The following is a 16,358-nucleotide window of genomic DNA, read 5'->3' as shown; positions in this document are numbered from 1 at the left end:
CCGTGCGCCGCGGCCTCCTGATGCTGGTCTCCAGCCCCGGCGGCGCGGGCAAGACCTCGCTGTCGCGCCGGCTCGTCGCCGACTTCAAGGGCATGACGCTGTCGATCTCCGCCACGACGCGGCCGCCCAGGCCCGGCGAGGTCGACGGCCGCGAGTACTTCTTCAAGACCCGCGAGCAGTTCGAGGCGATGATCGCCGCCGGCGAGCTCCTCGAGTGGGCGGAGGTCAACGGTCATCGCTACGGGACGCCGAAGGCGCCCGTGATGGCCGCGCTCGAGGCGGGGCGCGACGTGATGTTCGACATCGACTGGCAGGGCGCGCGCCACGTCGCGGGCCAGGCGCCGCAGGATTCCGTGCGCGTCTATATCCTGCCGCCGTCCTGGAGCGACCTCTCGCGGCGGCTGCACGCCCGGGCGCAGGACGACCAGGCGGTCATCGACCAGCGGCTCGCGCTCGGCCGCCGCGAGGTCGCCCACTGGACCGAGTACGACTACGTGATCGTCAACAAGGACTTCGACCACGCCTACGCCGACCTGGTGCACATCTACCGCGCCGAGCGGATGAAGCCCGGGCGCAACCCGTGGCTGCCGCCCTTCGTGGAGAGTCTCCGACAGGAGGAGGTTTAACCGGCCCGCCGCTCCATCAGCAGGGCGCGAACGGCTTGACCATGTTGACGCGCACCCCGATCGTCTGGACCTCTTCGCTCTCGATCGCATAGCCGAGGCTCCGGTACAGGGCGATGTTCTCGGCGAACAGCTTGTTGGTGTAGAGCCGCGTCCCGCTGAGCCCGGCCTCGGCGGCCAGCCGTTCGGCGAGCCTCAGCAGGCGCACGCCCAGTCCGCGCTTCTGGAAGGCGGGGCGGACCGCGACATTGACGATCAGCAGCTCGTCGCCCTCCGGCACGGTTTCGATCAGGGCTGCGAGCACCTCGCCCAGACAGGCGAGGTCGAAGCGATGGCGACGCACGGCGTCCTCGTAGTCCACCTGCATCGGCAGCGGCTCGCGGCCGGCGACCGGGACCCACTTGGCATAGGCCTCCCGGGTGAGCGCGCGGATCGCCTCGGCGTCGGCGGGCCCGGCCAGCCGCAGGATCGGCTCCATGGCGTTTCCTCCGGGGCTGCGGCTCAGCGCTTGCGCTCGGCGGCGCGTGCGCCGGCCAGGATGTCCGGCAGCGCGTAGTTGCCCTCATGGCAGGCGTATTCGTAAAGCCGCTCGGGGCCGGCGCTGAGCACCATCTCGGCGCGCCAGGGCCGCGTGTAGTAGGCCGGGTCCTCGACCGTGAACTGATAGAGGATCTGGCGGTCCGAGACGCGGGTGAAGCGCTCGGTGACCCGCGCCTGATCGGACAGGAAGATCGGCCCCGAGCGGCCCTGCTCGGGATTGACGTGGACGGTCTCGACGACCAGCGACTTGCCGTCCCACCAGCCGGTGCTGTCGCCGAGCCAGGGGTGCAGGGCGGCGGGAGCGTGCGCCGCCTGGGCCGCGGCCCTCGTCGCGAACACCGGGATGATGCGCACGTCGTGGATCATCTCCACGTCGATGGCCACCGCGCCCGGAGTCTGCACGATCTGGTAGTTGGAATTGTAGATGTTGTTGAGCATGCCCGGGCCGCCGGAGCCGCGCGAGCCGATCAGGCAGCGGTCCCACGGCATCAGCGCCTCCGGGCCGGAGGGCGCATCCGGCTCGTGGGCGGCGCGCGAGGCGGCGATCAGCTTGCGGCCGTTGGCCGAAAGCGGCAGCTGGCCATCCGGCGGGTCGACGATCCAGGAGGTGCGCCGCTGGCCCTCGACGGTCGCCAGGGTCTTGCCGGGATCGAGCCAGAAGGCGTTGTAGCCGCCCGGATCGCCGGCGGCGGGCGGCCGCTCGGCGGGGCCGGATGGCCGCGCTTCGGCGTCGGCTTCGGCGACCAGCGGATTGGCCTTGGCGATGGCTTCGGCCTCGGCGTCGCTGACCACCAGGGGCGTGACGCCCCGCGGCCGCGTCAGCCGGGTGATCGAGGCGTTGGTCCACACCCCGGTGAGGTCCGGATGGCCGGCCGCCTCGCGCGGCGCAGGCCCCGGAGCCGCCTGGGCGGCGCCCGCCAGCAAGGCGGCGCAGATCAGCATTCCGGGGCTTGGCCGCATGGCGGCAGCTAACGACGCGCCGCGCCGCTTGTCGACCGCGCCGCGCCCACAGCATAGAAGCGGCGCGCCCATGACCGCCCGCCTGCGCCGCCTCCGATCGCTCGCGCCGTGCTTCGCGCTCGCCCTGGCCGCGGGCGCGGCAGGCGCCGCCCCGCTCACCGTCCAGGTGGACCTCACGCCCGCCGGCGCACGCGGGCGCCTGCGCCCGGACGTGGCGCTGGGCGCCGGGATCGACGGGGCCCAGCGGGGCGAGATCGACCGGCTGTTCACGGCCCGCAACATCGCCGCGATGCGCAGCCTGGGCCTGCGCCCGGCGACCTACCGGCTGCGCACCGAGCTCGGCGTCGAGGCCTGGCACTGGACCGAGCAGGGGACCTGGAGCGACGCCGTCCATGCCCAGGGCTACTGGACCGGCAGCGATCGCCTGGGCCCGCCGATCCGGCTCTCCTGGGGCTATCAGCTGCCCAGGCGCGGCGACACCCTGGACAACGCCAACAACACCGGCTGGTCGCGGCTCACGGACGGCGATCTGGCGACCTTCTGGAAGTCCAACCCCTACCTCGACCGGCGCTTCACCCACGATGCGCGCCCGCACCCCCAATGGATCGAGCTGCGGCTCGACGCCCCCGCGGCCATCGACGCCGTGCAGATTGCCTGGGCCGACCCCTACGCCACCGCCTATGAGGTCCAGTACTGGACCGGCCAGGACGACTATGACGACGAGGGCCGCTGGCGGACCTTCCCGCGCGGGGCCGTTCGGGCGGGTCGCGGCGGGACAGAGACACGGCGGCTCGCCGCGCAGCCGATCAGGGTCCAATACCTGCGCATCCTGATGACCGCCGCCTCCCGCACGGCGCCCGCAGGCTCGACCGACATCCGCGACCGGCTGGGCTATGCGGTGCGCGAGGTGGGCTTCGGCGTCCTGGGCGCCGACGGAGCGTTCCACGACCGCCTCCGGCACGCCGCCTCGCATGGCGGCCAGAGCGTCACCCACGTCTCCTCGACCGACCCCTGGCATCGCGCGCTCGACCGCGATCCCGACCTGGAGCAGGTGGGCGTCGACCGGTTCTTCACCAGCGGGATCACCAACGGCCTGCCGGCCATGATCCCGGTCGGCGTGCTGTCCGACACGCCGGACGACGCAGCGGCGCTCGTCGGCTACCTGAAGCGACGCGGCTATCCGCTGGCGCGGATCGAGCTCGGCGAAGAGCCGGACGGCCAGTACGGCGAACCCGCGGACTATGGCGCGCTCTATCTCGAGACGGCCGCCGCGATCCGGCGGGTTGACCGGCGCACGCCACTGGGCGGCCCGTCCATGCAGAGCGCGGCCACCGAGCTGCCGCTCGTCGAGGCGGCCCGGAAGTCCTGGAACGGCGGCTTCATCGGCTACCTGAAGGCGCGCGGGCGGCTGGCGGCCCTGCAGTTCTTCTCCTTCGAGCACTACCCGTTCGACGACATCTGCGGCGATATCCACGCCAGGCTGGTCGCCGAGGACCCCCTGCTCGCCTCGATGCTGGCGCGGCTCGCGAAGGAGGGCGTGCCGCGGGCGATCCCCTGGGTGATCTCAGAATATGGATTCTCCGCCTTCTCCGGCCAGGCGATGGTCGAGCTGCCCAGCGCGCTCTTGCAGGCCGACATCGTGGGCCACTTCCTGAGCGCCGGCGGCCGCGCCGCCTACATGTTCGGCTACGGCCCGAACGTGCCGATCAACCAGCACCTACCGTGCGCCGGATACGGCAACATGACCCCGTTCCTGGCCGATGCGCAGGGCCAGGCGGGCGCGCCGCTGCCGGTGTTCTTCGCCTCGCGGCTGCTCAGCCGCACCTGGCTGCAGCCGGGCCACGGGCTGCACCGCCTGTACGCGACACAGGTCCTCGGCCAGAGCGGGCCGGCGTGGGTGGTCGCCTACGCGGTGCGCCGGCCCGACGGACGGCTCGCGGTCCTGATCCTGAACCGTAGCGGCCGCGAACCGGCGAGCGTGCGGCTTGCCATCAAGGGCGCGGCGGCCCGGCGCGGTCCTGCGGAGGTCTGGCGCTACGGCCCGGCCCAGTATCGGTGGCTCGCCGACGGGCCGCGCGGCCATCCCGTGCGCGACCTGCCGCCACAGCACTCGCGGGTGCGCGCGATCGGCAAGCTCGTTCTTCCGCCCGATAGCCTGACGGTGGTCGTGCAGTCTCTCAGGCGCTAAGCTCGCGGCGCGAGGCGGAGGAGCCCCAGGATGCGACTTTGCCTTTCCCTGGCCATCTGGGCGGTCCTCGCCGGCGCGGCGCTCGCTGAGCCGGGGCCGAGCGATGCCGATGGCGCTCAGCGGCTCGCCCAGGCGGTGCGGCCGCGCGTCGAGCCCGCCGTCGCGCCCGGTCCGGCGGAGGCTCGGCTGGCCGGCGTCGCCCAGACCTCGATCGCGCGGCGGTTCGCCGATGACCGGGTGACCGGATCGCTGGGCTTCCTCTGCGGACGCCCGGACGAGGCCGGCGAGACGGGACGCGAGACGCCGCTGGGCTCCGATCCCCACGGCCGGTTCCTGGGCGCGCGGCTCTCGATCGCGCTGCGCTGAGGCCGTTCAGTCCTTGCGGACCCGCAGCAGCGTGTCGCCGGCCAGCGCCAGGGAGGCGATGACCAGGGGCAGCAGATAATAGGCCAGCCGGTAGCCCAGGAACGAGGCGGCGAGCGGCGCGGCCGAGACGGTGGGCAAGAGCCTGGAGAGCGCCGCCTCGAACACGCCGGCCCCGCCCGGCACCGACGACAGCAGGCCCGCCACGCAGGCCACCGCATAGGCGCCGACGAAGCTCGGATAGCTGGTGGCGTGCGGCGGCAGCAGGATCCAGATGATCGCCGCGGCGATGCCGTTGTCGAGCACGCCGATCACCAGTTGGGCGGCGGCCTCGCGCCAGGAGGGCAGGGTGAGGCTCCTGCCGAAGGCGGCGAGCGGCTTGCGCCGAAGCGCGCAGAGGGCGACATAGCCCAGCGCGCCGGCCACCATCAGCGCCCCCGCGGCGCGCGCGACGGTGACCGGGATCGCGGTGGCTTCCAGCTCGGCGGGCGTGGCGAGCAGCAGGCCGCCGCCGCCGAGCGCCGCAAGGCCGACGGCGAAGGACATCCCCCCGAACAGCGTCGTGGCCGCCACCTGTGTCAGGCCCACGCCGTAGCGGTCGTAGAGCCGCGCCCGCACGGCGCCGGAGACCAGCAGGTTCGCCCCGATGGCGTGGGCGATGGCGTTGGCCAGGAACGAGCCCGCCATGGCCACCCCCCACGGCAGGGTCTTGCCCACCCAGCGCAGTCCCAGCCATTCCACCGCGCCCATGAAGATGAAGCTGACCACCGACAGGCCCAGGGCGCCGAGGATGGCCGCATGCCCCCACCCGTCCATGGCGGCCGCGACGGCGTGCAGACTGAGGCCCCGGAACTCGCGGCGCAGCACGAACACCGCCGCCACCAACAGCACCAGGGGCACGATCCGCAGGGCCAGCCGCACGATCCGCGCGAAGGGGTGCGCAACCTCGACAGGCAGGGCCTCGGCGAGCTTCACCTCCACCGGGGCCGCCGGCTTCAGCTTGGCGTGGGGGTCGGGTTTCTGCACGGCGGCGCCAATCTCGGTCGAGTCGGACGGATGAGCCACGCCGGTAAGCCGGGCAAGGTCTCCCGCGGTTCCCTGAACGCCGCCCCGGCTTGGAACTCCCGCGCACGGCGCCGGTTGTCGCCGCAAGAGCTGAGCCCCTGCCAAGGAGACGCCCCATGGCCCGTAACGACTGGCGCGATCGCGATGACGACGAGCGCGCGCGACGCCGCGATCCGCGCGATCGGGAAGACTTCGGTCTGGCCGACTATTCCCGCGACTACGAGTACGATCCGGACAGTCGCACCGGCCGCCGCGTCGAGGAGCGGATGCGTGGTCGCGACGACTACGGCCAGGCCGATTACAGTCGCGACTGGGCCTATGACCAGGAGCGGGGCCGTCCCTACCGCCGCTCTGCCGAGCCGGACCACGATCGCGAGGAGCGGATGCGCCGGGATGAGCGCCAGCGCGATGAGGACGACCGGGGCGAGCCGCGGTCCTGGGTGGGGCGCGCGGGCGACTTCCTCGCCGGGCGGCGCAGCTACGACGACGGCCGCGACGACGATGACCGTCGCGAGGAGGAGCGCAGGGCCGAGCGCCGCGACGATGATCGTCGACGACGCCGGCGCGGCCCCTCCGACCGCGTGCTGTGGGCGGTGATCGTCGAGCGCCTGGAGGATGAGCGCGGGCTCGACCTGCGCGACGTCGAGGTGCTGGTCGACGACGCCGAGGTGACGCTGAACGGCACGGTCCGGCGCAAGGAGGACAAGCGCCATATCGAGGACATCGCCGACGTCGACGGCGTGCGCCACGTGCAGAACAACCTGCGCGTCCGCGACCGGCCGCACTGGACGTTCCTTTAGGGCCGCGGCGTCATCCCGCGCGTGGGGGGAAGCGCCGGCGGAAGCGATCCACGAGCACCGGCGCAAGGGCCGCGGCGAGCCCGCCCAGGTCTGCGACCGCGTTGTCGAGCAGCGGCCGAAGCGGCGCGCCGGCGAACAGGTGGGTGGACTCCAGGATCAGGGCGAAGACGACATAGGCCGACCCCAGGCGGCGCAGCTGCGTCCGCGGCATGGCCGCGAGCCCGGCGAGCGCGGCGACGTAGAAGGCTGCGAAGTGCTCGAGGTAATGCGAGCGGGTGAACTGCGGCACGATCCAGCGCGGGAGGAAGACCGCCACGACGATGGCCAGCACCGCCGCCAGGAAGGCGAGCCGAGCGAGCACCGCGAGGGGGCCGCTGTCCGGATAGGGTCCTTCGCCGAAAATCGTGCGGTCTTCGCCGAGGTCGGGGGTCTGCGCCATGCCGCCGGCAGGGTAGGGGCCTTGCGAGTCGCGCGGAACCCCCGCGGCGGCTCCGGCCGTTAGAGGCCCATGAGCAAGGCCATCACCGTGACCATTCCTCACGATCTCGGGCGCGTCGAGGCGCGCCGGCGCATCGACGGCGGCTTCGCCGATCTCGCCCAGCACCTGGGCGGAATGGGCTCGGTGACCAAGACCTGGGAGGGCGACCAGCTCAACTTCTCCTTCTCTGTCATGGGCCAGGCGATCTCCGGGCTCATCGACGTGGCCGACAGGATGATCAGGCTGGAGGTGCTGCTTCCCGGCCTGCTCGGGATGATCGCCGGAAAGGTCAAGGGGAGGCTGCAGCGGGAAGGCCAGCTGCTGCTGGAGAAGAAATAGCCACGCCGTCATCCCGACGGCCCGCAAATGAGGAGCGCGCCATGCCCGACCGACCCAACAACGACAACGAGGAGAAACGCGCCTTCCGGAAAGGCTCCAGCGGCCCCACGGCCGACGAGGCGCCGGACCGGCTGGTCAAGCCCGAGGACCGTCACGTCGAGGCGCCCCACTCGCGGCCCGCCAAGCCGCTGGCCCAGGACGAGAAGCACGACCAGCTGGCCGAGAAGGAGGCCGCCGCCGAGGACCGTCAGGAGGCGCTGCTCGACGAGGCCATCGAGGAGACCTTCCCGGGGTCCGACCCCATCAGCCCCAAGCACATCACCTGAGCCGCGATCACCCCGCCTGGGCTGCGCCGAGGGTGTCCGCCGCCCGGGCCCCGCGACGGCCCATCGGCTTCGGCCGGCCCCGGGTGGTGTCCATCGCGGTCTGGTGCTCCACCTCGGAGTTGAGTTCGGCGCCCACCAGCACGATCAGGCTGGAGAGCCAACTCCACATCATGAAGCCGACCACGGCGCCCAGCGAGCCGTAGGTCTTGTCGTAGTGGGCGAAGTTGCCGACGTAGAGCGAGAAGAGCGCCGAGACCGCCAGCCACAGCACGATCGAGGCGACGCTGCCGGGGGTCACCCACTTGAACCGCGGCGGATCGCGGCTGGGCGCGTAGGCGTACAGGATCGCGAGCCCCAGCCCCATGACCACCAGCAGGGCGGGCCAGCTGATCAGGTCGAACACCAGGGCCGCGTGGTGGCCGACGTAGGCCTCGATGGCGGGTCCTGCGCCCAGCACCGCGATCGCGCCCAGGCCGAACATCAGGAGCCCGATCGTGAACGCGAACGAGATCAGGGTCTTGCGGATGAAGCCGCGCCTCTCCCGCTCCTCGTAGGCGACGTTGAGACCGGTCATGATCGCCTTCACCGCCCCGTTGGCGCTCCACAGCGAGGTTACGAGCCCGACGACGAATGCGAAGGAGAGCCCCCCTTTGTGGGCGTCGGCGAGCCGGACCATCTGCTGGCCGATGAACTGCAGGGCCGAGCCCGGCAGCACGACGGAGAGCACGGCCAGATGGTGCTGGACGGCGCCCACGTCGGCGAACAAGCCGTAGAGCGAGACGAAGGCGGCGAGCCCCGGAAACAGCGCCAGCAGGCTGTAGAAGGCGACGCCGGCGGCGATCATCGAAATGTTGTCGTCGACGAACTCCTTGCGCGTGCGGATCAGGATGTCCTTCCAGCCCTTCCAGGGGATCTGCAGCGGCGAGCGGGCGTGTCGGCCGCGCCCATCGGCGGTGCGCCGGGACCGGCCCCAGCGCTCCGGGCCCTGCAAGGCCATGACCCCGGCGCCGGCCAGCATCATGATCGGCGCGGCCTGGAAGACCAGCTTCGGAATGAGCCGGGCCATCTCTCGCTCCCATGGGTCGAAGCGTCGGCCGGGCAATGTCTCGGCCTCCCGGAAAGTTCCGGAAGTCATGCTATGGCTCGCGCATGCAGCGGCGCCCGCCCCGGATCGAGAGCCAAGGCCTGAGCACCATCAAGCTGGGCGCCTCGCGCTTCGCCTTGAACGATCCCTACTATCTCGTGCTGGCGATGAGCTGGCACGGCTTCCTGGTCGCCGTGATGAGCATCTTCGTCGGCGTCAACGTGATCTTCGCCGGCCTCTACTGGGCGGTCCCCGGAGCTGTCGGCAACGCCAGGCCCGGCAGCTTCGCCGACGCCTTCTTCTTCAGCGTCGAGACCCTGGCGACCGTCGGCTACGGCGAGATGACGCCGGCCGACGGCTACGGCCACACCGTCGCGGCGGCCGAGATCTTCGTGGGCATGTTCCTGACCGCGCTGGTCACCGGCGCCTTCTTCGCCCGCTTCGCAAGGCCGAAGCCGCGGCTGATCTTCTCGGATTCGGCGGTGATCGGCCCCTATGAGGCCGGCCAGGCGCTGATGGTGCGGGTGGCGAGCCGCAGGCTGCAAGCGATCAGCGAGGTGCGGGGCCGGATCAGCTATCTGCGGACCTTCCATCTGCCGGACGGGGGCACCTTCCGGCGGTTCTTCGACCTGAAGCTGGTGCGCAGCGAGAACCCGGTGCTCAGCCTTTCGTGGACGCTGATCCACCCGATCGACGCGGAGAGTCCCTTGTACGGCATGAGCCAGGAGCAACTCCTGGCGGAAGCGCCGCGGCTGCTGGTGTCGATCACCGGCTTCGACGAGGCGATCTCGTCGCCGATCAACGACCGCCACAACTACCGGCCCGAGGACGTCCGGATGGGGCACATGTTCGCGCATATCCTGGAGGACAAGCCCGACGGGGCGATCCAGATCGACCTGACGCGCATCCACGACACCTTCGAGGTCCCGCCCGGTCAGGCGGTGGGCTTCAGCGACTCGTAGGCCTGCTGGGCCTCCAGCCACTCGTGCTCGGCGGCCGCGAGCGCAGCCTGAGCCGCCGCCCGGGCTCGGCCGAGCTGGGCGAGCCTGGCGGGATCTCCTGACGCGATCTTGGGATCCGTGAGCCGGGTGTCGATCGCTTTCAGCGCGCCCGCAGCCCGCGCCAGCGCGGCTTCCGCGGCCTCGGCCCGGCGGCGGGCAGGCCCTGTCGGGACCTTCCGCGCGGCTGGCGGCGGGGGCGGCGGCGAGGCCGGCGGCTCGGGCCTGGCCGGTCTCGGACCCTGCGCCGCCGCCTTGGCGCGCTCCAGCACGAAGCGGGCGTAGTCCTCGATGTCCCCGTCGAACGGCGTGATCGTCCCCTCGGCGGCGAGCCACAGCCGGTCGGCCACCAGCTCCATCAGCGAACGGTCGTGGGTGATCAGGATGACCGCGCCCTCGTAGTCGTTCAGCGCCTCCAGCAGCGCGCGGCGGGAATCGATGTCGAGGTGGTTGGTGGGCTCGTCGAGGATCAGCAGGTGCGGGGCGGCCATGGCGATGAGGTTGAGCAGCAGGCGCGCGCGCTCGCCGCCGGAGAGGTCGGCCACCGTCGTGGCCTGCTTGTCGAAGCCGAGGCCGAACTGCGCCAGGCGCGAGCGGCGCTGCGGCTCGGAGGTCTCCGGCAGCACGCGGCGGATGATCTCCAGCGGCGTGTCGGTCGGGTCCATGGCCTCGATCTGATGCTGGTGGAACCAGCCGACGCGCATCCGGCCGGAGCGGTGCATGCGCCCGGCCTCCAGCGGCAGCGCGCCTGCGACCAGCTTGGCGAAGGTCGACTTGCCGGCGCCGTTGACCCCCAGCAGGCCGATCCGGTCGTCGACGTCGAGGCGCAGGTTCAGCTTCTTCAGCACCGGCGGGCCGCCATAGCCCACGGCGGCGTCCTCCAGCCTCAGCAGCGGGGGCGGCAGCGGCCGCTCCGGCGAGGGCAGGATGAACGGCGAGACGTGCTCCTCCACGACGGCGGCCACGGCGGGCAGCTTGGCGATGGCCTTCAGGCGCGACTGCGCCTGGCGGGCCTTGCTCGCCTTGTAGCGGAAACGGTCGACGAACGACTGCATGTGCGCCCGGCGCGCCTCGATCTTGGCCCGGGTCGCCGCCTGCAGCCGCAGCTTCTCGGAAACCTGCCGCTCGAAGGCGTCGTAGCCGCCGGGGTACAGGTCGAGCTTGCCATCCTTCAGGTGCAGGATGTGGTCGACGGAGTTGTTCAGCAGCTCCCGGTCGTGGCTGATGACGATGGCGGTGTGCGGATATTTCCGTAAGCGCGCCTCCAGCCACAGCGCGCCCTCCAGGTCGAGGTAGTTGGTGGGTTCGTCGAGCAGCAAGAGGTCGGGCTCGGCGAACAGCGAGGCGGCCAGCGCCACGCGCATGCGCCAGCCGCCGGAGAACTCGGCCATCGGGCGCGCGAGGTCGGGGTTCGAGAAGCCCAGGCCGGTCAGAATCTCGGCCGCTCGCGACGGCGCGCGGTCGGCGTCGATGTCGATCAGCCGGGCGTAGATCTCGCCAAGCCGCTCCGGCGGGGCGGTCTCGAGCTCGGCGAGCAGCCGCGCGCGCTCGACGTCGGCGGCGAGCACGGTCTCGAGCAGCGGCACGGGCGTCGCCGGGTGTTCCTGGTCCACCCAGCCGAGGCGGGCGTCCTTCGGCAGGCCGATATCGCCCTCGCCCGGGACATAGGCGCCCTGGATCAGCCTGAACAGCGTCGACTTGCCGACCCCGTTGCGCCCAACCAGGCCCACCGTGGCGTCCTTGGGCAGGGTGACGGTGGCGTGGTCGAAGAACCGGCGGCCCCAGGCGTCGAAGACAAGGTCGTGGATCTGCAGCATCGGGAGGGGATCACGGCGGGCGGGCGCACACGCGCTCCGCGCAAGGACTGCGGGATGGGCGGAAGGGGCCAGGATGGAATGCGCCGCGCCGGCTGGCCCGGGCGCTGCATAGCAGAAGAGACCGGCGCTTCCCACCCCGTGACGTCACGGCCGGCTTGGCGAGCGGGAGGCTTGCCGCTATAGACCGGCGCCCGCGGTGCGCCCGCAGCCCGTCCCCACAGCTCGGAAGCTTCCATCCAGACCATGACCGAACGCACCTTCTCGATCGTCAAGCCCGACGCGACGAAACGGAACCTGACGGGCAAGATCAATGCGGTGATCGAGGATTCCGGCCTGAGGATCGTCGCGCAAAAGCGCATCCGGATGAGCCGCGAGCAGGCGGAACGGTTCTACGAGGTGCACAAGGCGCGGCCGTTCTATGGCGAGCTCGTGGAGTTCATGACCTCCGGCCCGGTGGTGGTGCAGGTGCTGGAAGGCGACAACGCCGTCGCCCGCTACCGCGAGGTGATGGGCGCCACGAACCCCGAACAGGCCGCCCCGGGCACCATCCGCAAGCTCTACGCCAACAATGTGGGCGAGAACTCCGTGCACGGCTCCGACAGCCTGGAAAACGCCCGCGCCGAGATCGCCCAGTTCTTCACCGAGGCCGAGATCGTCGGCTGATCGCCCCCGCTCGCCGGGCCGGGAAATCCAGCTTGGGCGGCAACCCGATCCGCGCCCGGGGGTTTTGGCGCGACAACCTGTGAGACCTGTCCCAGTCCATGATGCGTGAGTCCAAGATCGGCGGCTTTTCCGACCGCCTGAGCGACCAAGCCGAAGCCCGCAAGGCGCTGCTCGAGAAATTCAAGCCCAAGCCCACCGTGCGTCCCGAGACCCTCGAGACCCGCGCCCAGCGCAAGGCGCGCGAGCTGGAAGAGGTCCGCGCCAAGCGCGCGGCCGAAAAGGAGGAGGCTCGCCGCAAGGCCGAGGCCGAGGCCGAAGCCCGCCGCATCGCCCTGGAGAACGACGAAGAGGCGCAGCTGGAGCTCAAGCGTCAGGAGCGCAAGGAGCGCAAGGCGGCGGCCAAGGCCGAAGCGCGGGCCCGTCGGGAGGCGAAGTCGGCTGTGCGGCGGAGCTAGTCCTCGCCCTCGCCCGCGCCGGTCACCCGGCGGGACAGGTGCCCGTAGTAGCCCTGGATCAGCAGCTCGACGCTGTCGCCGCGCTCCTCGGACTCGAAGGCCAGGTCCTTGGCCATCTGGATCGCGGCGGAGCGCGAGAGGCCGCGTTCGACGGGCTGGCCGTCCTTGAAGACCGTCCAGTCGCCATCCTTCAGGGTCACCGCGTATTGGACCATTCACTCACCCTTCGCGACAAGCTTCAGCGTTCAGACCCGGCGAAAGGTTCCCGCAGGTGAAGAGCGGGGCGGCGAGGGGCCGAGACCTTGATCGCCGGCATGAATCGCGGCGCCGGCCGAAGTCGAGGACCCTGAAGCTCTGCAATTCCACTGGCCGGTCTCTCACGATCTCCAGCCGCGATCGCCGCCGAGCCCCGAAGCTCCTTAACTCTTGATGCGGGGTCAACCGCAAGCTGCGCCGGGTATTTTCCTCGGGCCGCCGCCGCGCCGCCGCTCGATCAGGACCGCTCGCCTACAGGGCCACCGGCCGGCCGTGCGGCGTGCGCCGGTAGGCGTCCGCCCAGGCCCGCTTGCGCTCGAGGAGCGCCGCCGGGTCGGCCAGTCGCCGGGCCGCGACCAGCCGTTCGAGGCTCGCCAGCCAATGCTCGTAATAGCGGGAACCGTCGTCGCCCGGGCCGGCGGCGCTCAGTTGTTCCGAGAGCGCCTGCGCCCACTCGGTCCAGGAGAAGGCGCCTGCTTCGTGGAGCTGGACGGTGAGCGCAAAGGCCTGCGCCTGCCAGGGCTCGGCGAACACCGGCCCGTCGGCGTCGCGGGGAATGCTGGGCAGCGACAGGGGATCAGGCGGGCTCAAGATAGGGCTCCCAGAGGTCCAGGCAGACGCTGTCGCGGGCGTCGGCCGCCTCGCCCCAGAGCTCGCGGGCGGTGAAGCGGACGGTGTAGAGGTGATGCGGCTGCTCTCCGAGGCCGCTGGCGTTGGCGTCCGGAAACACCTGGGCGCCGCGCCAGGCGACGACCTCGCCCGCGTGGCCGCGAGCGTAGCGCGGCAGGCGCGTGTGGCCGGTCGGGTTGAGATTGCGGCAGCGGACCGTCTCGCCGAGCCGGAACGCGGGCCGGGTCGCCGCCGCGCGGACATAGCTTCCCGGGCGGGTGAGGACGGTCGCAACCGCCTCGGCCTTCAACAGGGGCTCGGCCCTGGGCGCGCCGGCGGCGGCCTCGCCTTCGGCCATCTCTTGCGGCGTCACCAGGCCGGCCTCGAGGAGCAGCTCCGCGAGCGAGCGGAACCACTTCTCGTAGTAGCTCATGGCCAGGTAGTCAGGCCCGGGGATCAGCTCGCGCCGATGGCGCCCGGCGTCGATGTTGCTGCGCGTCGGCGAGGCGAGGGTCATCGCGTGGACGCGGGCTTCCCAGCGATGGTGGAACGGCGGCTCGTCGGGCTCGGCGACGATCGGGCCTAGGCCGTGCATCCCGCCCATGTCGTGCACGCCGTTCACAGCCGCGCCGTGCCGATCATGCCGTCGCGGGTGACGAGCGCGGCGAGCTCGGCCTCCGAGAGGCGCTCCGTGCCGGCCGGGCGCTCGGGGATGACCAGGTAGCGCACCTCGGCCGTGGAGTCCCAGACGCGCACCTCGATCCCCTGCGGCAGGCTCACGCCGAACTCGGCCAGCACGCCGCGCGGATCGATCACCGCGCGCGAGCGGTAGGGCGCGGACTTGTACCAGACCGGCGGCAGGCCCAGCACCGGCCAGGGGTAGCAGGAGCACAGGGTGCAGACGACCATGTTGTGGAGCGACGGCGTGTTGAACAGCGCGACCATGTGCTCGCCCTGCCGGCCGGTGTAGCCGAGCTCGGCGATGGCGGCGGTGGCGTCGGTCTCCAGCCGGGCGCGGAACGCCGGATCGCTCCAGGCCTTGGCGACCACGCGGGCGCCGTTCCTGGGCCCCACCTTGTGCTGGTAATGGTCGACGATGGCGTCGAGCGCGGCCGGGTCGACCAGCCCCTTCTCGACCAGCACGGATTCCAGCGCCTTGACCCGCAGCTCCATGTCGGAGGGCGGATGCTGGCCGTGCTCGTGCCCGGGATGATCGTGCGCCATGCGGGCCGGAGCTTGGCGCATGGGCGCGCGCCTGTGAAGCGGCGGGCCGCGCGCTTTCGCGTGACGCGGCGACGGATCGGCGCAATGATTCCGTGCTCCGCCACGGAGGCCCTCGCCATGCAAGAGCCGCACCTCATCTACTTCGCCGACCCGATGTGCTCGTGGTGCTACGGCTTTTCGCCGGTGATCGAGGCGGTCCGCAAGGCGTTCGGCGGCGGCTTGCCGGTGCACGTGATCATGGGCGGGCTGCGCCCGGGGACCGAGCGGCCTATGGACGAGGCCGGCAAGCGCGAGGTGCTGACCCACTGGGCCCACGTCAACGAGGCGACCGGGCTGCCGTTCGAGGCGCACGCCATGGACCGCGAGGGCTTCGTCTATGACACCGATCCCGGCGCGCGGGCCGTGGTGGTCGTGCGCCGCGAGAGCCAGGAGCTGGCGGTGAGCTATCTGGCGCGCGCCCAGAGCGCCTTCTACGCCGAGGGCCGCGACCTGACTTCGGGGGAGGTGCTGGCCGACCTCGCCGAGGAATTCGGCGTCGAGCGGGACGGGTTCCTGCAGCAATGGGCGTCGGAGGAGGCCAAGCAGGAGACCTGGCGCGACTACGCCATCGCCCAGCGCGCCGGCGTCACGGCCTTTCCGACGCTGGTCGGCGGTCCGAACGAGGCGGGGGTCTATGGCGTGGTGACCCGCGGCTATGCGCCGGCCGACCAGGTGCTGGGCGTGCTGAAGGACTGGATCAGCCGCATCGCCGCCTGAGCGCGGCGGCTCAGCCGGAGGGGCGCAGCGGCGGCGCGGCGTCGAACTCGATATCGTCCAGTCCCGGCCGCGCGGCGAGGGGATCGGGGGAAGCGAGGGGATCGCTTCGATCCTCGGCTCCGCAGGTCTGCCCGGGCGGAGCATCGACGTCCGCAGCAGTCAGGCCCAACGCCTGCGAGAGGGGGGGGCGATCTGCACCGCGACAGGCAGCTCCGGGAGGTCGTGCGAGAGGGATTCGGCCTCGAGGCGCGTGGCGAGGTCCTCGTTGGCGTCGAGCTGCTCGTCCTCGTCGTCGACGGTGGTCTCGATCAGCCGCTCGACGGCCTTCGAGATCGCCGACTTGCGGGCAGTGACCTGGGCGTTGCGGCGGGCCTCGGCGTGGGCCATGGCTTCGCGGCCGGCGCGCTGCCGATCGCGGAGCAGCTTGGCGCGAAGCGCCGCGGTCTGGCGCACCCCCCGGGAGAGCCGATGGAAGGCGATGGCCAGCCTGGCGCGCGCTTCCGACGTGTCGGCAGCCATGGCGTCGGCCTGCACCTGAAGCGCAAGCTCGAGCCCGGCCTCGAAGAGCCGCTTCAGCCCCTCGTCCTGCTCGCGCGACGCCGCGTCCAGCTCGTCCATGAACATAATGAGAACATGAGACGGAAGAGATCGCCAAATTTTCTCGCGAAAATTCTTCAGTCCTGCAGCTGCCGGAGCCGGGCGCGCATGGCCTTGAAGTAGGGCGGGACCTCCTTGAGCCGATAGGGCGCGAACTCGGCCTTGGCGGCGGCGAGACGGTCGCGCAGGTCGGCGGCGACCTGCGGATGGACGCTGGC

The 16,358-nt window shown here is 71.6% G+C and carries 21 protein-coding genes; 10 read left to right on the top strand and 11 right to left on the bottom strand.

Annotated elements, in window-relative coordinates; genetic code table 11:
* The first annotated feature begins 20 nt into the window (after positions 1-20).
* Positions 21-626, top strand: a complete 606-nt coding sequence (gmk, locus tag VLI41_RS08305; RefSeq protein WP_325267663.1) for a guanylate kinase — start codon at positions 21-23, stop codon at positions 624-626.
* A gap of 16 nt (positions 627-642) precedes the next feature.
* Here gmk and VLI41_RS08300 read toward each other — a convergent pair whose 3' ends face one another.
* Positions 643-1,101 (bottom strand): GNAT family N-acetyltransferase, encoded by a 459-nt coding sequence (locus tag VLI41_RS08300; RefSeq protein WP_325267603.1) that lies wholly within the window; start codon positions 1,099-1,101, stop codon positions 643-645.
* A gap of 23 nt (positions 1,102-1,124) precedes the next feature.
* Positions 1,125-2,105 carry a hypothetical protein gene (locus tag VLI41_RS08295; RefSeq protein WP_325267602.1) on the bottom strand — a complete coding sequence of 327 codons (981 nt, stop codon included), beginning with the start codon at positions 2,103-2,105 and terminating at the stop codon, positions 1,125-1,127.
* An 88-nt stretch (positions 2,106-2,193) separates the two neighbouring features.
* On the opposite strand from VLI41_RS08295, the gene VLI41_RS08290 reads away from it, so the two are divergent.
* Both VLI41_RS08290 and VLI41_RS08285 read left to right on the top strand, forming a co-directional pair.
* Positions 2,194-4,311 (top strand): discoidin domain-containing protein, encoded by a 2,118-nt coding sequence (locus VLI41_RS08290; RefSeq protein ID WP_325267601.1) that lies wholly within the window; start codon positions 2,194-2,196, stop codon positions 4,309-4,311.
* A gap of 30 nt (positions 4,312-4,341) precedes the next feature.
* Positions 4,342-4,677, top strand: a complete 336-nt coding sequence (locus VLI41_RS08285; protein ID WP_325267600.1) for a hypothetical protein — start codon at positions 4,342-4,344, stop codon at positions 4,675-4,677.
* A 6-nt stretch (positions 4,678-4,683) separates the two neighbouring features.
* On the opposite strand, the gene VLI41_RS08280 is transcribed toward VLI41_RS08285, so the two are convergent.
* Positions 4,684-5,700 (bottom strand): lysylphosphatidylglycerol synthase domain-containing protein, encoded by a 1,017-nt coding sequence (locus tag VLI41_RS08280; protein WP_325267599.1) that lies wholly within the window; start codon positions 5,698-5,700, stop codon positions 4,684-4,686.
* A gap of 155 nt (positions 5,701-5,855) precedes the next feature.
* On the opposite strand from VLI41_RS08280, the gene VLI41_RS08275 reads away from it, so the two are divergent.
* Positions 5,856-6,539: a BON domain-containing protein gene (locus VLI41_RS08275; protein WP_325267598.1), complete on the top strand. Its 684-nt coding sequence runs from the start codon at positions 5,856-5,858 to the stop codon at positions 6,537-6,539.
* Between the two features lie 10 nt (positions 6,540-6,549).
* Here VLI41_RS08275 and VLI41_RS08270 read toward each other — a convergent pair whose 3' ends face one another.
* Positions 6,550-6,978 (bottom strand): hypothetical protein, encoded by a 429-nt coding sequence (locus VLI41_RS08270; RefSeq protein WP_325267597.1) that lies wholly within the window; start codon positions 6,976-6,978, stop codon positions 6,550-6,552.
* Positions 6,979-7,047: 69 nt separating this feature from the next.
* On the opposite strand from VLI41_RS08270, the gene VLI41_RS08265 reads away from it, so the two are divergent.
* The gene (locus VLI41_RS08265) at positions 7,048-7,356 is read left to right on the top strand and encodes a polyhydroxyalkanoic acid system family protein (protein WP_325267596.1); all 309 of its coding nucleotides are present in this window, start codon (positions 7,048-7,050) and stop codon (positions 7,354-7,356) included.
* Positions 7,357-7,397: 41 nt separating this feature from the next.
* Positions 7,398-7,682, top strand: a complete 285-nt coding sequence (locus tag VLI41_RS08260; protein WP_325267595.1) for a hypothetical protein — start codon at positions 7,398-7,400, stop codon at positions 7,680-7,682.
* Positions 7,683-7,689: 7 nt separating this feature from the next.
* On the opposite strand, the gene VLI41_RS08255 is transcribed toward VLI41_RS08260, so the two are convergent.
* Entirely contained in the window at positions 7,690-8,748 is a 1,059-nt protein-coding gene (locus tag VLI41_RS08255) for a YihY/virulence factor BrkB family protein (protein WP_325267594.1), read from the bottom strand.
* 83 nt (positions 8,749-8,831) lie between these two features.
* On the opposite strand from VLI41_RS08255, the gene VLI41_RS08250 reads away from it, so the two are divergent.
* Complete coding sequence (locus tag VLI41_RS08250) at positions 8,832-9,728, top strand: ion channel (RefSeq protein WP_325267593.1); 897 nt, start codon at positions 8,832-8,834, stop codon at positions 9,726-9,728.
* Here the strand turns inward: VLI41_RS08250 and VLI41_RS08245 are convergent.
* Positions 9,701-11,581: an ABC-F family ATP-binding cassette domain-containing protein gene (locus VLI41_RS08245; RefSeq protein ID WP_325267592.1), complete on the bottom strand. Its 1,881-nt coding sequence runs from the start codon at positions 11,579-11,581 to the stop codon at positions 9,701-9,703. The genes VLI41_RS08250 and VLI41_RS08245 overlap by 28 nt on opposite strands.
* 243 nt (positions 11,582-11,824) lie before the next feature.
* On the opposite strand from VLI41_RS08245, the gene ndk reads away from it, so the two are divergent.
* Positions 11,825-12,244 carry a nucleoside-diphosphate kinase gene (gene ndk, locus VLI41_RS08240; RefSeq protein ID WP_325267591.1) on the top strand — a complete coding sequence of 140 codons (420 nt, stop codon included), beginning with the start codon at positions 11,825-11,827 and terminating at the stop codon, positions 12,242-12,244.
* Positions 12,245-12,342: 98 nt separating this feature from the next.
* A complete protein-coding gene (locus VLI41_RS08235; protein ID WP_325267590.1) occupies positions 12,343-12,699 on the top strand; it encodes a DUF6481 family protein in 357 nt (118 codons plus the stop codon).
* Here VLI41_RS08235 and VLI41_RS08230 read toward each other — a convergent pair.
* The 4 genes from VLI41_RS08230 to nthA form a co-directional block, all read right to left on the bottom strand.
* Complete coding sequence (locus tag VLI41_RS08230) at positions 12,696-12,914, bottom strand: hypothetical protein (protein ID WP_325267589.1); 219 nt, start codon at positions 12,912-12,914, stop codon at positions 12,696-12,698. The two genes, VLI41_RS08235 and VLI41_RS08230, sit on opposite strands and share 4 nt — an antisense overlap.
* A 292-nt stretch (positions 12,915-13,206) precedes the next feature.
* Positions 13,207-13,545 carry a nitrile hydratase accessory protein gene (locus tag VLI41_RS08225; RefSeq protein WP_325267588.1) on the bottom strand — a complete coding sequence of 113 codons (339 nt, stop codon included), beginning with the start codon at positions 13,543-13,545 and terminating at the stop codon, positions 13,207-13,209.
* Positions 13,532-14,185, bottom strand: coding sequence for a nitrile hydratase subunit beta (nthB, locus tag VLI41_RS08220; RefSeq protein WP_325267587.1), 654 nt, complete (start codon positions 14,183-14,185; stop codon positions 13,532-13,534). The genes VLI41_RS08225 and nthB overlap by 14 nt, the downstream gene beginning before the upstream one ends.
* Positions 14,182-14,808: a nitrile hydratase subunit alpha gene (gene nthA, locus VLI41_RS08215; RefSeq protein ID WP_325267586.1), complete on the bottom strand. Its 627-nt coding sequence runs from the start codon at positions 14,806-14,808 to the stop codon at positions 14,182-14,184. The genes nthB and nthA overlap by 4 nt, the downstream gene beginning before the upstream one ends.
* 96 nt (positions 14,809-14,904) lie before the next feature.
* Between nthA and VLI41_RS08210 the strand changes: the two genes are divergently transcribed.
* Positions 14,905-15,543, top strand: coding sequence for a DsbA family protein (locus VLI41_RS08210; protein ID WP_325267585.1), 639 nt, complete (start codon positions 14,905-14,907; stop codon positions 15,541-15,543).
* 159 nt (positions 15,544-15,702) lie between these two features.
* Here VLI41_RS08210 and VLI41_RS08205 read toward each other — a convergent pair whose 3' ends face one another.
* Entirely contained in the window at positions 15,703-16,161 is a 459-nt protein-coding gene (locus VLI41_RS08205; protein ID WP_325267584.1) for a hypothetical protein, read from the bottom strand.
* Between the last annotated feature and the right edge of the window lie 197 nt (positions 16,162-16,358).

The sequence above is a fragment of the Phenylobacterium sp. genome (assembly GCF_035475775.1).
Classification (GTDB): Bacteria; Pseudomonadota; Alphaproteobacteria; order Caulobacterales; family Caulobacteraceae; genus Phenylobacterium.
The sequence above is the reverse complement of the archived record's forward strand: the minus strand, read 5'-3'. Positions and strand labels throughout refer to the sequence as shown.

Bases quoted from the DNA above. Each gene is read 5' to 3' on its own strand.
- gmk (WP_325267663.1), top strand. From the start codon at position 21: ATGCTGGTCTCCAGCCCCGGCGGCGCGGGCAAGACCTCGCTGTCGCGC.
- VLI41_RS08300 (WP_325267603.1), bottom strand. From the start codon at position 1,101: ATGGAGCCGATCCTGCGGCTGGCCGGGCCCGCCGACGCCGAGGCGATC.
- VLI41_RS08295 (WP_325267602.1), bottom strand. From the start codon at position 2,105: ATGCTGATCTGCGCCGCCTTGCTGGCGGGCGCCGCCCAGGCGGCTCCG.
- VLI41_RS08290 (WP_325267601.1), top strand. From the start codon at position 2,194: ATGACCGCCCGCCTGCGCCGCCTCCGATCGCTCGCGCCGTGCTTCGCG.
- VLI41_RS08285 (WP_325267600.1), top strand. From the start codon at position 4,342: ATGCGACTTTGCCTTTCCCTGGCCATCTGGGCGGTCCTCGCCGGCGCG.
- VLI41_RS08275 (WP_325267598.1), top strand. From the start codon at position 5,856: ATGGCCCGTAACGACTGGCGCGATCGCGATGACGACGAGCGCGCGCGA.
- VLI41_RS08270 (WP_325267597.1), bottom strand. From the start codon at position 6,978: ATGGCGCAGACCCCCGACCTCGGCGAAGACCGCACGATTTTCGGCGAA.
- VLI41_RS08265 (WP_325267596.1), top strand. From the start codon at position 7,048: ATGAGCAAGGCCATCACCGTGACCATTCCTCACGATCTCGGGCGCGTC.
- VLI41_RS08260 (WP_325267595.1), top strand. From the start codon at position 7,398: ATGCCCGACCGACCCAACAACGACAACGAGGAGAAACGCGCCTTCCGG.
- VLI41_RS08255 (WP_325267594.1), bottom strand. From the start codon at position 8,748: ATGGCCCGGCTCATTCCGAAGCTGGTCTTCCAGGCCGCGCCGATCATG.
- VLI41_RS08250 (WP_325267593.1), top strand. From the start codon at position 8,832: ATGCAGCGGCGCCCGCCCCGGATCGAGAGCCAAGGCCTGAGCACCATC.
- VLI41_RS08245 (WP_325267592.1), bottom strand. From the start codon at position 11,581: ATGCTGCAGATCCACGACCTTGTCTTCGACGCCTGGGGCCGCCGGTTC.
- ndk (WP_325267591.1), top strand. From the start codon at position 11,825: ATGACCGAACGCACCTTCTCGATCGTCAAGCCCGACGCGACGAAACGG.
- VLI41_RS08235 (WP_325267590.1), top strand. From the start codon at position 12,343: ATGATGCGTGAGTCCAAGATCGGCGGCTTTTCCGACCGCCTGAGCGAC.
- VLI41_RS08230 (WP_325267589.1), bottom strand. From the start codon at position 12,914: ATGGTCCAATACGCGGTGACCCTGAAGGATGGCGACTGGACGGTCTTC.
- nthA (WP_325267586.1), bottom strand. From the start codon at position 14,808: ATGCGCCAAGCTCCGGCCCGCATGGCGCACGATCATCCCGGGCACGAG.
- VLI41_RS08210 (WP_325267585.1), top strand. From the start codon at position 14,905: ATGCAAGAGCCGCACCTCATCTACTTCGCCGACCCGATGTGCTCGTGG.
- VLI41_RS08205 (WP_325267584.1), bottom strand. From the start codon at position 16,161: ATGGACGAGCTGGACGCGGCGTCGCGCGAGCAGGACGAGGGGCTGAAG.